Below are 12,566 nucleotides of genomic sequence, written 5' to 3' on the forward strand. Positions count from 1 at the left end.
GAGTTCAGGAAGCGATCAACCCAAGGCTTGGCCGTTGCCGCCGCGTATGACCCCCACCCCAATCCCCTCGATCTCGAGTTCCTGATGGCGCAGGTCGACCTCGATGGGAGCGAACTCGGGATTCTCCGCTTCCAGCACGACGCGGTGCCCCTGGCGATGAAAGCGCTTGACTGTCACCTCGTCTTCGAGGCGTGCCACCACGATCTGGCCGTCGCGCACACGCTCGGTGCGATGGACCGCCAGCAGGTCGCCTTCGAGGATGCCGATATCCTTCATCGACAGGCCGCGAACCTTGAGCAGGTAGTCGGCGCGGGGCGTGAAGTAGTCCGGCGGCAGCGGGCAGTAGCGGTCGATATGCTCGGCGGCGAGGATCGGGCTGCCGGCGGCGACCTCACCGATCACCGGCAATCCCTCGCTGCTGGGCTCCAGAGCGGCGGTATCGTTCTCCTGAGCCGGCAGGCGTATGCCGCGCGAAGTGCCGCGTATCACCCGGATCACGCCCTTGCGCTCCAGCGCACGCAGGTGCTCTTCGGCGGCATTCGGCGAGCGGAAACCCAGGGCCCGGGCGATCTCGGCCCGAGTGGGGGGGTAGCCGAGCTCTTGCATGGTCTTGACGATGAAGTCGTACACGTTCTGCTGGCGCGAGGTGAGAGGGCGGCTCATGGCGAACTCCGATGGCTGTCTTGCTCTATTGTGCAAGTATACAGCATGGAAGTCTATCCAGTAAAAGTGAAGTTCATTAGGCAGCGTTTCACAGTGCCGTTTAAAACGCTGAGGCAACGCTATGCATTGTGTGAAGGCAGCGAATGACGTAGACTTTTGTAATGTTTAAAACAGGCGTTTCCAGCGGAAATTGATCATGGCCCAGACCGATACCGTCACGCGCATTCTCGATACCGCCGAGGTGCTTTTTGCCGAACGCGGCTTTGCCGAGACCTCACTGCGCACCATTACCAGCAAGGCGCGCGTCAATCTGGCGGCGGTGAACTATCACTTCGGCTCCAAGAAGGCGCTGATTCAGGCGGTATTCTCCCGCTATCTCGATCCTTTCACGGTGCGTTTCCATCACGCCCTCGATGAACTCGAGGCGCAACATGCCGGGGGCGTCATCCCGTTGGAAGAGCTGCTCGAGACCATGGCGCGTACCGTACTCGAGGTGCCGGCGGAAAAACATAGCCTCAAGGTATTCATGAAGCTGCTGGGGTTGGCCTACAGCCAGGCCCAGGGGCATCTGCGGCGGTACATCCAGGAGGAGTACGGCAGCGTCTTCACCCGTTTCACCGACCTGGTGCGTCGCGCCACGCCCGAACTGCCCGATGCCGAACGCTTCTGGCGCCTGCACTTCGTGCTGGGCACGGTGATCTTCACGCTCTCCGGTCTCGACGCACTGCGAGACATTGCCGAGAAGGACTACCACGAGCACGTGTCGGTACGCGACCTGATCCGCCGCCTGCGGCCGGTCGTGGTGGCTGCCATGAATGCGCCTCTGCCGCCGCCGCCCGCCGTGCAGCCGGCCAAGGCGAGCTGAGATGCGAACGCCGAGGCTCGATGCGTTGCCACCCAGTGAAGGGGCGTGGCTCGAGGTCGACATCGGCCGCCAGTGTCTCGTGCACTGGCAGGGTGAGCAACGGCAGGGGGAGTGGTCCGTCTCCACCGGACTTGCCGGCACCGGCCAACGTGAAGGCAGCGGCCGTACGCCGCTCGGCTGGCATTACGTGCGGGCCGCCATCGGCGACGGCTTGCCGCCCGGTAGCGTGTTTCGCGGACGACGCCATACCGGTGAGACGTTCAGTCAATCGCTGGCCGAGGCCCATCCGGAGCGCGATTGGATACTGACGCGAATCCTCTGGCTGTGCGGGCTCGAGCGGGGGTTCAACCGCGGGGGCGCCGTCGACTCCCAAAGACGCTACATTTACCTGCATGGTACGCCGCCCGATCAGCCGATGGGGGTGCCGCGTTCGCACGGCTGCATCCGCATGCGCGATGCGGATCTGCTCGAGGTCTTCGCGCTGGCGCCGCCGGGAACGCCGGTCTGGCTCCACGAATAGAGCGCGGATCGAGCTGCGCCGGATCGTGCTAGGGGGTGGCTGTCGCCAGGCACGGCTTTCGTCTAGAATCAGCTCCCTTTCATGGCCAAAGGACTCCGCTCATGACCCAGACCCTAGGTCCGGTGATGCTCGACCTGGAAGGGACCGAGCTGCGTAGCGAAGAGCGCGAACTACTCATGCGCCAGGAGGTCGGTGGTGTCATTCTGTTCGCGCGCAACGTCGAACATGCGCGACAGGTGCGCGAGCTGTGCAATGCCATTCGCAGCGTACGCCCCGGACTGCTGCTGGCCATCGATCAGGAAGGGGGGCGCGTTCAGCGCCTGCGTGACGGCGTGACGCGTCTGCCCGCCATGGGCAAGATCGGTCGTGACTACGCGGCGAACCCCGAGGTGACGCTGCGCCTGTGTCTCGATGCCGGCTGGCTGCTGGGCATGGAGATGGCCGCCTGCGGACTCGACCTCAGCTTCGCCCCGGTACTCGATGTCGATAGCGGCATCTCCACAGTGATTGGCGATCGCAGCTTCTCTTCCGACCCCCATGCCGTGGCGGCCATGGCGGGGGCCTTCATTGGCGGCCTGCACGAAGCCGGCATGGCAGCGGTGGGCAAGCATTTTCCCGGCCACGGCAGCGTGGCGGCCGATTCCCACCTGGAGCTGCCCGTCGACGACCGTCCGCTGGAACAGCTGCGTCAACACGATCTGATTCCCTTCGCCGAACTGGCTGGACGACTCGACGGTGTGATGCCGGCGCACGTCGTCTACTCCGCTTTCGATGCGCGCCCGGCGGGCTTTTCGGCGAGCTGGCTGGGTCTGCTGCGCGAGTCGCTGGGCTTCAAGGGCACCATCTTCTCCGACGACCTCGGCATGGCAGGCGCCGGTTTTGCCGGCTCGCCTGGCGAGCGCGCCTTGGCTGCGCTGGACGCCGGCTGCGACATGGTGCTGGTCTGCAACGACCGCGCCGCCGCGCTCGAAGCGCTGGATGCCTGCCAGGGACGCAGCGTACGGCTGGGCTCGCGGCTGCGCTACGGTCGTGCACGTCCCGACATCGATGCATTGGAAGCGCTGGGTCGCTGGCGCCGGGTGCATGCCCGTCTCGAGGCCATGGCCTCGCTGTAAGTCTTCTCTTCCCGTTTACCTGCGTTGAAATGAGTCATACATGCCCAAACTCGAAGCCGACTTTCATCAATCCCTGGCCACCATGCGCGACGTCATGGACAACGCCGACTGTCTGATCAGCCATGAGGAGGTCGAGCGCGCGCTGGATCGCATGGCCGAGCAGATCACGGCCGATCTGGGCGACAAGCTGCCGGTCTTCTACTGCGTGATGAACGGTGGCCTGATCACCACGGGGCACCTGCTCACTCGGCTTGGCTTCCCGCTGGAAGTCGACTACCTGCATGCCACCCGCTACCGCGGCGGCATTCGCGGCGGCGAGCTGTTCTGGCGAGTGTCGCCGGAGATCCCCATGGCCGGCCGCCATGTGGTGATCGTCGACGACATCCTCGACGAGGGCGCGACCCTGGCCGCCATTCTCGACTATTGCCAGGAGGCCGGCGCGGCGAGCATCTCCACCGCCGTACTGGTGGACAAGCGTCACGACCGCAAGGCAGTGCCGGGCCTCAAGGCCGACTACTGCAGCCTCGAAGTGGTCGATCGCTACGTATTCGGCTTCGGCATGGATTACAAGGGCTATTGGCGCAATGCGCCGGGGATCTTTGCGCCCAAAGGTCTCTAAGAGCTCTCGATTCGTGCAGCCTTGCACTAACGGAATGGGTTGCTACGACTGAACGAGCCAGGCGGTTAACGCCTGGCTCGTTGCTTTGCTTTTCGCTCAACGCGGCGTTCAGTCCAGTTCGCCGATGGCCTCGCCCAGCGCGTTGACCAGGCGGTCGATCTCGTCGCGCTCGACGATGAAGGGCAGGCCGAGCTGGATGGTGTCGCCGCCGTAGCGCACGTAGAAGCCCTTGTTCCAGCACTTCATGGCGATCTCGAAGGGGCGGCGGGCCGGCTCGCCGGGATAGGGCTCGATCTGCAGCGCCCCGGCAAGGCCGTAGTTGCGGATGTCGCTGATATAGCGGGTACCCTTGAGCCCATGCAGGGCCTCCTCGAAGACCGGGCTCATCTCGCGCACGCGTTGGATCAGGCGGTCGTTCTCGAGCACGTCGAGTGCGGCCAGCGCCGCGGCACAGGCCACCGGGTGGCCGGAGTAGGTGTAGCCGTGGGGCAGTTCGAGCATGTAGTCCGGGCCGCCGTGCTCCATGAAGGTGTGATAGATCTCGCCCTGCACGATCACCGCGCCCATGGGCACCGCGCCATTGGTCAACTGCTTGGCCACGTTGAGGATATCCGGCACCACGCCGAACTCCTCGGCGCCGGTCATGGAACCCATGCGGCCGAAGCCGGTGATGACCTCGTCGAAGATCAGCAGGATGTCGTGCTGATCGCATATCTCGCGCAGCCGCTGCAGGTAGCCCTTGGGCGGCGGAATCACCCCGGCCGAGCCGGCCAGCGGCTCGACGATCACCGCGGCGATGTTCGAGGCGTCGTGCAAGGCGATCAGCTCCAGCAGTTCCTCGGCCTTCTCGGCGCCGCGCTCGGGCATGCCCTTGGTGAAGGCGTTCTCGGCAAGCAGGGTATGGGGCAGGTGGTCGGCGTCGATACCCTGGCCGAACAGCACACGGTTGGCGCCGATGCCGCCCAGACTGATGCCGCCGAAGTTGACCCCGTGATAGCCCTTGGCGCGGCCGATCAGCTTGGTCTTGGTCGGCTTGCCCTTCTTGCGCCAGTAGGCGCGGGCGATCTTCAGCGCCGTGTCGGCACTCTCCGAGCCGGAGCCGGTGTAGAACACGTGATCGAGCCCCTGGGGCATCAGTCCGCGAATCCGGTGGGCCAGCTCGAAGGCCTTGGGATGGCCGAACTGGAACGCCGGTGAATAATCCAGCTGCTGGAGCTGGCGCGTCACGGCCTCGGTGATCTCCGGGCGGCAGTGGCCGGCACCGCAGGTCCACAGTCCCGAGAGGCCGTCGAAAATGCGCCGGCCGTCGGCGTCGGTGAAGTAGCTGCCCTCGGCGCCCACGATGATGCGTGGATCGCGCTTGAACTGGCGATTGCCGGTATAGGGCATCCAGTAGGCGTCCAGTTGCTCCTGGCTCAGGCCGCCGTGCAGCGATTGATGAACTGACATCTGAGCACCTCTGTTGGCATGGCCGTGGTCGTCGGCCTTTCAGTTGCAGGCTAGGTCGAGATGAAGATAAGTTAAATCCAGATATTTTTAAGTTCACGTAAGCCATGGCTTAACTTTATGCATGAGTGGGCATATCCTCGTAGCCGAGAGTCTTGAACGAGGGATCAGGCCATGTCGCGCCGTAAGGAAGCCCTTTCGGCCCAGCCCGGCGATGCCGATCTACGCCTGCTGAAGATCTATCGCAAGGTGGTCGAGTGCGGCGGTTTCTCCGCTGCCGAGGTGGAGCTGAACATCAGCCGTGCTGCCATCAGCATGGCAATGAACGATCTCGAGACGCGCCTCGGGCTACGCCTGTGTCAGCGCGGTCGCAGCGGTTTCGCGCTGACCGACGACGGCGCGGAAGTCTACCAGGCGACCCTGCAACTGCTGGCCGCCGTGGAAGGGTTCCGCACCCGGGTCAACGGCCTGCATGCCTGGCTCAAGGGCGAGCTGAACATCGGTATTACCGACAATCTGGTGACCATGCCGCAGATGCATATCACCAACGCTCTGAGCGCACTCAAGGAGCGTGGGCCGGAAGTGCGCATCAACATTCGGATGATTCCGCCCAACGAGATCGAGCTGGCGGTGCTCGACGGTCGCCTGCATACCGGTGTGATACCGGCGCTGAAGACTCTTCCCGGCTTGCACTACCTCTTGCTCTATGCAGAAACCTCGCAGCTGTACTGCGCCTCGGGCCATCCTCTGTTCGAGGTGGATGAGGTGACCGAGCAGCATCTCGGCGAGTGCGACGCGGTGGTGCCGGCCTACGCCCAGACGCCGGAAGTCAAGGCGCTGCATGAACCGCTCAGGGCTTCGGCCTCGGCAACCGACCGGGAGGGTATCGCCTTTCTGATTCTCTCCGACCGTTATATCGGCTACCTGCCGACCCACTACGCCGAGCGTTGGGTGGCCGGCGGCCGGATGCGCGCGCTGAATCCGGAACGCTGGCACTACCTCACCCACTACAGCGCCATTACCCGCAAGGGGGCTCCGCCCAACCCGGTGCTGGAGACCTATCTCGAAGAGCTGCAGCGCATGATCGGCGAATGAACCCCCCCCAGCAGGCCAAGCCTGCTGGGGGGGTGATGTGACCTGCCTGGGATCAGAGCAGCGGGGTCAGCCGGTTCGCGTCGCCGGGGTGGCGCTTACGGAAGCCTCGCCAGCGGCGCCGAGATCGGTGGCGATGGCCTCGCCCTGTTCCTCCCACAGCTGGCGCTCTTCTACGCTGGCGCGCGGTGAGAACATCCCGGTCTGGGCGTAGATCAGGCCGATGACGGGAGAGAGCCAGCAGGCGAAGGCCAGCGGGATGTACAGCAGGTTCTCGACGTTGCCGTCGGCAATGCCGAGTGCCAGGGCGCTGATCACGAAGGCGCCGCCGGCATTCCATGGAATCAGGGGCGAAATGAGCGTGCCGCCTTCCTCGATGGCGCGCGACAGGTTCAGGGTCGAATAGCCCATGCCGCGATAGGTGGGGGCATACATGCGGCCGGGCAGGGCGATCGAGAGGTAGGGGTCGCCGGCGACCAGGTTGGTGGAAACCGAGGTCAGCACGGCCGAGGTCTGCAGTCCGGCGAAGCTACGCACCTTGGTCATGATGGCGCGGATGATCGCCTCCAGGCAGCCGGTCTTCTCCAGCGCGCCGCCGAAGCCCAGCGCGATGAGCACCAGCGAGATGGTCCACATCATCGACTGGATGCCGCCGCGGTTGAGCAGGCTGTCCATGGCGGCGATGCCGGTATCGATCGAGTAACCGCTGTTGGCATAGGTCAGCACGTCATGCACACCGACTCCCTGCACGAGCATCGCAGTGACCGCACCGGCCAGGGCGCCAGCGAACAGCGACGGGATGGGTGGCATGCGCTTGACCGCGAGCACGATGACCAGTACCGCCGGCAGCAGCAGCCAGGCGGAGATGGTGAAGTTCGCCTGCAGTGCCGATGTAATGGCCTCGATCCGCTCGAAGGAGGCGGAGTTGTCGTCGATCAGGGCGAAACCGGCACCGAGATAGATGGCGAAGGCGATCAGCATTGCCGGAATGGTGGTCGGCATCATGTTCTTGATGTGGGAGAAGACGTCCGTACCGGTGACCGCCGGGGCGAGATTGGTGGTGTCCGACAGCGGCGAGACCTTGTCGCCGAAGAATGCGCCGGAGACTACCGCGCCGGCGGTCCAGTACATCGGGATGTCGAAGCCGGCGCCGATGCCCATCAGGGCCAGGCCCACCGTGCCGACGGTGCCCCAGGAGGTACCCAGCGCCAGCGACACGATCGAGCATAGCAGCATGGCCGCGGCCAGGAAGATGGTCGGCGAGAGGATCGTCAGGCCGTAGTAGATCAGGGTTGGCACCGTGCCGCTGGCGATCCATACGCCGATGATCATGCCGACGCAGATCAGTACCGAGACGGAGGGCAGCGACACGTGTATGACGTGGAAGATTCCCTCCTCGATCTGCTTCCAGCGGAAGCCGAGCTTGACCCCCACCAGCGCCGTGATGGCCAGGCCGATCGCCAGGGGAATATGGGGCGTGAAGTCGCCGAAATAGAACAGCTGCACTGCCAATACCAGCAGTGTCAGGACGACGGGAGTCAGCGCCAGCGGCAGACTTGGCTGCTGATACTGGATAGGCGTTGAACTTTTCATATTAACTTTACCTTGGGACAAATGTGCGTTGTTCTTGGTTTGCTTATTTATCGATAAGCACGACTTAATCGATAAGCATTACGCAGCTTCCCAACCCTCATCGCCATGGGCAGGCGGCAGGGCCGATCACTGGGTTCGCTCCTGGAGTCGTCTTGGGCTCACCTCCTCGGGTCGTTGTCGCTTGTTGTCATGAGTACCGTCCTTCAGGCCTAATTGTTGGCCAATCTTGATAGGAATTGGCTCCAAATAACGCTAAATTGTTTTACCTTTGTCCTTAAAAATAAATATTGGTAGGCAATATGGCTAACAAACTGGACCGCATAGATCGCCGTATCCTGAACCAGCTGCAGGAGAACGGGCGTCTTTCCATCGTGGAACTCGCCAGCCGGGTCAATCTGACCAAGACGCCTTGCGCTCAGCGGGTACGCCGGCTCGAGCAGGCCGGTATCATTCGTGGTTACCGTGCCGACCTCGATCCTGAGCAACTGGGGGCGGGCCACGTGCTGGTAGTACTGGTGACGATGGAAAAGACCAGCGAAGACGCCCTGGATCGTTTCAACGAGGCCGTGCGTCTCATCCCCGAAGTGCAGGGCTGCTACATGGTGGCGGGAAACTTCGACTACATGCTCAAGGTGAGAACTCACGATATCTCCCATTACCGGGCCGTGCTGGTCCAGCAGATCGGTCGGTTGCCGAATGTCCATCAAACGCACTCCTTCGTGGTGATGGAGCTGGTGAAAGACGAAGTGACGGTGCCGGTTCCCATCGATAACTACTTCCAGCCGTAAGCTTCTCAACTCAGCACTCTCAGGCATTGCCCCGTGTGGTAGAGCGTGAAGCCGCTTTCGTAGCCGGAGCTGCGTAACGCTCTGGCCCGTATCGGCCGGGGTGTGCGAATCGGCAGGGGCAGGGCGTCGTCTTCGCCGCTGATCAGGTATCGGGCAAACCCCTTGCCCACTACGGTGCCGGTGGTGATGCCGCGACCGTTGTAGCCCGAAACGCCCAGCACGCCCGGGGCGAGTTCGAAGAGACGCAGCGTGTGATCGGGCGTGAAGCCGATGCGTCCCGTCCAACTGCATTCCCACTCGACGCTGCCCAACTGGGGAAAATAGTGACGCTGGATGCGGTTGGCCCAGCAGCGCAGGAAGGCGGCGGGCTTGCCTTCTCCCTTGCCGAGGCTTCCGAGAATCAGCCGGCCTTCTGCATCGCGGCGGATGCTGCTCAGCACCATGCGGGTATCCCAGGCGCCCTGATGCCCCGGCAGGATTTCATCGGCAGCCTCGCCGGATAGCGGCCGGGAGGCGACTTGGTAGAAGTGGCCGACGAAGAAATGGCGGCGGACCTCGTTCCAGCGATCCTCGGTGTAGGCATTGGTGGCAAGCACCAGGCGCTGGGCCTGGACGCTGCCGTGAGCGGTGGTGACCCGCCAGCCGTCTCCCGCCCGTGCGACGCCGGTGGCGGCGCTATGGGTGTGCAGGCGTGCGCCGGCCGCCTTGGCGGCACGTGCCAGGCCGCGGGTGTAGGCGCTGGGGTTCAGGGTGCCGGCACGGTGGTCGAGCAGGGCGCGGTGGATGCGCCGGGTGCCCAGGTGTTCCTGGCAGGCCGCTGCCTCGAGCAGTTCCACGGGGGCACCGCGTCGTTGCAACTGCTCCGCTCGCCGCGCCAGTTCCTGCTCGCCTTTACCGTTGTGTGCCAGGTGAAGGGTGCCGGTACGGGTCGCCTGGCAGGCGATGCCGTGCCGCTCGATCAGCGAGAAGACGACCGCAGGCGCACCGCCGAGAATCGTGTTGGCGCGCTCGCCGATCTCCTCGCCCAGCACCTCACGGATATCATCCGGCGGTATCCACATCCCCGCATTGACGAGCCCGACGTTGCGTCCCGACGCGCCGCTGGGAACGTCGCCCGCTTCGATCAGGGTCACGTCGACGCCAGCCTCGGCCAGGTGCAGAGCAGTGCTGAGACCGGTGATTCCACCACCGATCACCAGCACATCGGTGCGGTGTTCGCCCTGCAGCATGGTCAGCGCCAGGGGCGGCTCCGGAGAGGTGTCGTGCCAGAGACAGCGTTCCTTCATTGTGCCTCCCGTACGTGGAGGGTGGGGAAGGCCTCGGCAAACCGCTGCGCCGAGGCCGAGGGTGCCCTGCCGATCAGTCGAACTTGATGCCCTGGGCGAGCGGCAGCTCTCTGGAGTAGTTGACGGTGTTGGTCTGGCGGCGCATGTAGCTCTTCCATACGTCGGAGCCCGATTCGCGACCGCCGCCGGTCTCCTTCTCGCCGCCGAAGGCACCGCCGATCTCGGCGCCGCTGGGGCCGATGTTGACGTTGGCGATACCGCAGTCGCTGCCCACCGCGGAGACGAAGGTTTCCGCCTCGCGCACGTCGGTGGTGAAGATGCAGGAGGAGAGGCCCTGGGGCACGTCGTTGTTGAGCGCGATGGCCTCGTCGAGGGTCCCGTAGCCGATCACGTAGAGGATCGGCGCGAAGGTTTCGTGGCGTACCAGGTCGTTCTGACCTGCGATCTCGACGATGGCCGGTGCCACGTAGTAGCCCTCGGGATAGCGTTCGGCGAGCTGGCGCTGGCCGCCGAATACCTCGGCACCCTGCTCGCGGGCCTGGGTCAGCACCGTCTGCATGGTGTCGAAGGCCTGGCGGTCGATCAGCGGGCCGATCAGGTTGCCGGCAAGCGGGTCGCCGATGCTGATGCCGGCATAGCTCTGCTTGAGCCGGGCGACGACCTCTGCCTGGATGGAGCGATGCACGATCAGACGGCGCAGCGTGGTGCAGCGCTGGCCGGCGGTGCCCACCGCCGAGAAGAGGATGGCGCGCACGGCCATGTCCAGATCGGCGCTGGGCGTCAGGATCATGGCATTGTTGCCTCCCAGTTCGAGGATGCTGCGACCGAAGCGAGCGGCCACCCGCGGACCCACTTCGCGGCCCATGCGCGTGCTGCCGGTGGCGCTGATCAGCGGAACCCTGGGGTCGTCGGTCAACTGCTCGCCCGCGGCACGCTCGCCGATGATCACTTGGCTGAGGTGCTGGGGCGCGTCATCGCCGAACTCGGCCATGGCGCGCTCGAGCAATGCCTGACAGGCCAGGGCGGTGAGAGGGGTCTTCTCGGAGGGCTTCCACAGCAGGCTGTCGCCGCACACCAGGGCCAGTGCCGCATTCCAGGCCCAGGGGGCGACGGGAAAATTGAAGGCGGTGATCAATCCGACCGGGCCGAGCGGGTGCCAGCTCTCGCGCATGTGGTGCCCGGGGCGCTCGGAGGCGATGGTCAGGCCATAGAGCTGACGGGACTGGCCAACGGCGAGATCGCAGATGTCGATCATCTCCTGCACTTCACCGAGCCCTTCCTGGAGGATCTTGCCGCACTCCCAGGTGACCACTGCGCTCAGGTCCTCCTTGTGGCGGCGCAGCTGATCGCCGAACAGGCGCACCAGTTCGCCGCGACGCGGGGCGGGTACCTGGCGCCAGGCTTCGAAAGCGCGTTGCGCGTTGGCGATGGCCGTGTCGACCTCTGCCGGGGTGGCCGTTCGAACCCGACCGATCTCGCTACCGTCGATGGGGGTGACGACCGCGATATCGCCGTTCCGGTACTGCTCGAGCGCCACGCCGAGGCGCTGCATCAGGGAGTCGATCATTCTTTCTCCTATCGTTATCATGCGAGAATGTCATGGCACCCAGTATTGCTACAGCTGTCGAGCGGCAACAAGCGACGATTACGACACACATCATTCCTTAATTTCATACCAGGCGGGCTGAATGAGTCGTCGGCACCTTCCTTCCCTGGCCGGGCTGCAGTGCTTCGAGGCGGCGGCCCGCCATCTGAGCTTCACCCGCGCGGCGGACGAGCTGAGCCTGACCCAGAGCGCCGTGAGCAAGCAGGTCGCACAGCTGGAGTCGATCCTGGAGCACCCGTTGTTCCGGCGCATCCGTCGGCGCCTGCACCTTACCCCCGAGGGGGCGATCTACTTGGGCGAGGCTCGCAAGATTCTGGCCCAGGTGGAGATGTCGACGCGCTACATGCAGTCCTACGGCGGAGAGGCGGACGTGCTCAACGTGGCTACCCTGCCTACCTTCGGCGCGCGCTGGCTGATCCCGCGGCTCAACGGGTTCCGCTTTCGCCATCCCAACATCAACCTCAACATCAGCAACCGTGTCGAGCCGTTCGACATGCAGCAGGAGCGGGTGGAGGTGGCGTTCTTCTTCGGCCACGGGGCCTGGCCCAAGGCCGAGTGCATCAAGTTGCTCGAGGAGGAGATGGTGCCGGTCTGCTCGCCCCAGGCGCTGGCAGGCATGAAGGTGGAGGAGCCGCTGGCGCTGACCCGGCTGGTGCTGCTGCAGAGCGCCACCCGGCCCGAGGCGTGGCACGACTGGTTCGATGCCCAGGGCCAGTACACCGAGCACAGCTACCATGGGCCGCGTTTCGACACCTTCTACATGGCGCTGCGGGCGGCGCAGGCCGGCTGCGGCGTGGCGCTGGTGCCGCGCTTCCTGGTCGACGAGGAGATCGACGAGGGCAAGCTGGTGGTGCCCTGGCCGTTCAGCCTGAAGAGCCGGGATGCCTATTACATGGCTTACCCGGAGCACATGGCCGAGCTCTACAAGGTGCGCGCCTTCATCGACTGGATACGCGAGCGCATCGACTGAAAC

The 12,566-nt window shown here is 64.5% G+C and carries 12 protein-coding genes; 7 read left to right on the forward strand and 5 right to left on the reverse strand.

Annotated features, from left to right (window positions below; all coding sequences use genetic code 11):
* Positions 1-15: 15 nt before the first annotated feature.
* On the reverse strand, positions 16-663 hold the full coding sequence (gene lexA / locus C4S71_RS00360) for a transcriptional repressor LexA (protein WP_086509620.1): 648 nt from the start codon (positions 661-663) through the stop codon (positions 16-18).
* A 196-nt stretch (positions 664-859) separates the two neighbouring features.
* Between lexA and C4S71_RS00365 the strand changes: the two genes are divergently transcribed.
* The 4 genes from C4S71_RS00365 (at position 860) to C4S71_RS00380 (ending at position 3,782) form a co-directional block, all read left to right on the forward strand.
* Positions 860-1,528, forward strand: a complete 669-nt coding sequence (locus C4S71_RS00365; RefSeq protein WP_103967819.1) for a TetR/AcrR family transcriptional regulator — start codon at positions 860-862, stop codon at positions 1,526-1,528.
* Between the two features lies 1 nt (position 1,529).
* Positions 1,530-2,048, forward strand: coding sequence for a L,D-transpeptidase (locus tag C4S71_RS00370; RefSeq protein WP_086509622.1), 519 nt, complete (start codon positions 1,530-1,532; stop codon positions 2,046-2,048).
* A gap of 101 nt (positions 2,049-2,149) precedes the next feature.
* Positions 2,150-3,163, forward strand: a complete 1,014-nt coding sequence (gene nagZ / locus C4S71_RS00375) for a beta-N-acetylhexosaminidase (RefSeq protein ID WP_103967820.1) — start codon at positions 2,150-2,152, stop codon at positions 3,161-3,163.
* Between the two features lie 40 nt (positions 3,164-3,203).
* Entirely contained in the window at positions 3,204-3,782 is a 579-nt protein-coding gene (locus tag C4S71_RS00380; protein ID WP_086509624.1) for a hypoxanthine-guanine phosphoribosyltransferase, read from the forward strand.
* A gap of 108 nt (positions 3,783-3,890) precedes the next feature.
* On the opposite strand, the gene aptA is transcribed toward C4S71_RS00380, so the two are convergent.
* Positions 3,891-5,231: an omega-aminotransferase AptA gene (gene aptA / locus C4S71_RS00385; protein ID WP_103967821.1), complete on the reverse strand. Its 1,341-nt coding sequence runs from the start codon at positions 5,229-5,231 to the stop codon at positions 3,891-3,893.
* Between the two features lie 171 nt (positions 5,232-5,402).
* On the opposite strand from aptA, the gene C4S71_RS00390 reads away from it, so the two are divergent.
* A complete protein-coding gene (locus C4S71_RS00390; protein ID WP_086509626.1) occupies positions 5,403-6,323 on the forward strand; it encodes a LysR family transcriptional regulator in 921 nt (306 codons plus the stop codon).
* A gap of 66 nt (positions 6,324-6,389) precedes the next feature.
* Here C4S71_RS00390 and nhaC read toward each other — a convergent pair whose 3' ends face one another.
* Entirely contained in the window at positions 6,390-7,913 is a 1,524-nt protein-coding gene (gene nhaC / locus C4S71_RS00395; protein WP_086509627.1) for a Na+/H+ antiporter NhaC, read from the reverse strand.
* Between the two features lie 299 nt (positions 7,914-8,212).
* Between nhaC and C4S71_RS00400 the strand changes: the two genes are divergently transcribed.
* Positions 8,213-8,701: an Lrp/AsnC family transcriptional regulator gene (locus C4S71_RS00400; RefSeq protein WP_086509628.1), complete on the forward strand. Its 489-nt coding sequence runs from the start codon at positions 8,213-8,215 to the stop codon at positions 8,699-8,701.
* Between the two features lie 5 nt (positions 8,702-8,706).
* On the opposite strand, the gene amaA is transcribed toward C4S71_RS00400, so the two are convergent.
* Positions 8,707-9,987: an L-pipecolate oxidase gene (amaA, locus tag C4S71_RS00405; protein WP_103967822.1), complete on the reverse strand. Its 1,281-nt coding sequence runs from the start codon at positions 9,985-9,987 to the stop codon at positions 8,707-8,709.
* 73 nt (positions 9,988-10,060) lie between these two features.
* Complete coding sequence (gene amaB / locus C4S71_RS00410; RefSeq protein WP_103967823.1) at positions 10,061-11,554, reverse strand: L-piperidine-6-carboxylate dehydrogenase; 1,494 nt, start codon at positions 11,552-11,554, stop codon at positions 10,061-10,063.
* 121 nt (positions 11,555-11,675) lie between these two features.
* Here amaB and gcvA point away from each other — a divergent pair, with 121 nt between their 5' ends.
* Positions 11,676-12,563 (forward strand): transcriptional regulator GcvA, encoded by an 888-nt coding sequence (gene gcvA / locus C4S71_RS00415; protein ID WP_086509631.1) that lies wholly within the window; start codon positions 11,676-11,678, stop codon positions 12,561-12,563.
* Positions 12,564-12,566: the final 3 nt, after the last annotated feature.

Origin of the sequence: Billgrantia desiderata (assembly GCF_900108215.1) — a bacterium.
GTDB lineage: Bacteria > Pseudomonadota > Gammaproteobacteria > Pseudomonadales > Halomonadaceae > Halomonas > Halomonas desiderata.

Bases quoted from the DNA above. Each gene is read 5' to 3' on its own strand.
- lexA (WP_086509620.1), bottom strand. From the start codon at position 663: ATGAGCCGCCCTCTCACCTCGCGCCAGCAGAACGTGTACGACTTCATC.
- C4S71_RS00365 (WP_103967819.1), top strand. From the start codon at position 860: ATGGCCCAGACCGATACCGTCACGCGCATTCTCGATACCGCCGAGGTG.
- C4S71_RS00370 (WP_086509622.1), top strand. From the start codon at position 1,530: ATGCGAACGCCGAGGCTCGATGCGTTGCCACCCAGTGAAGGGGCGTGG.
- nagZ (WP_103967820.1), top strand. From the start codon at position 2,150: ATGACCCAGACCCTAGGTCCGGTGATGCTCGACCTGGAAGGGACCGAG.
- C4S71_RS00380 (WP_086509624.1), top strand. From the start codon at position 3,204: ATGCCCAAACTCGAAGCCGACTTTCATCAATCCCTGGCCACCATGCGC.
- aptA (WP_103967821.1), bottom strand. From the start codon at position 5,231: ATGTCAGTTCATCAATCGCTGCACGGCGGCCTGAGCCAGGAGCAACTG.
- C4S71_RS00390 (WP_086509626.1), top strand. From the start codon at position 5,403: ATGTCGCGCCGTAAGGAAGCCCTTTCGGCCCAGCCCGGCGATGCCGAT.
- nhaC (WP_086509627.1), bottom strand. From the start codon at position 7,913: ATGAAAAGTTCAACGCCTATCCAGTATCAGCAGCCAAGTCTGCCGCTG.
- C4S71_RS00400 (WP_086509628.1), top strand. From the start codon at position 8,213: ATGGCTAACAAACTGGACCGCATAGATCGCCGTATCCTGAACCAGCTG.
- amaA (WP_103967822.1), bottom strand. From the start codon at position 9,987: ATGAAGGAACGCTGTCTCTGGCACGACACCTCTCCGGAGCCGCCCCTG.
- amaB (WP_103967823.1), bottom strand. From the start codon at position 11,554: ATGATCGACTCCCTGATGCAGCGCCTCGGCGTGGCGCTCGAGCAGTAC.
- gcvA (WP_086509631.1), top strand. From the start codon at position 11,676: ATGAGTCGTCGGCACCTTCCTTCCCTGGCCGGGCTGCAGTGCTTCGAG.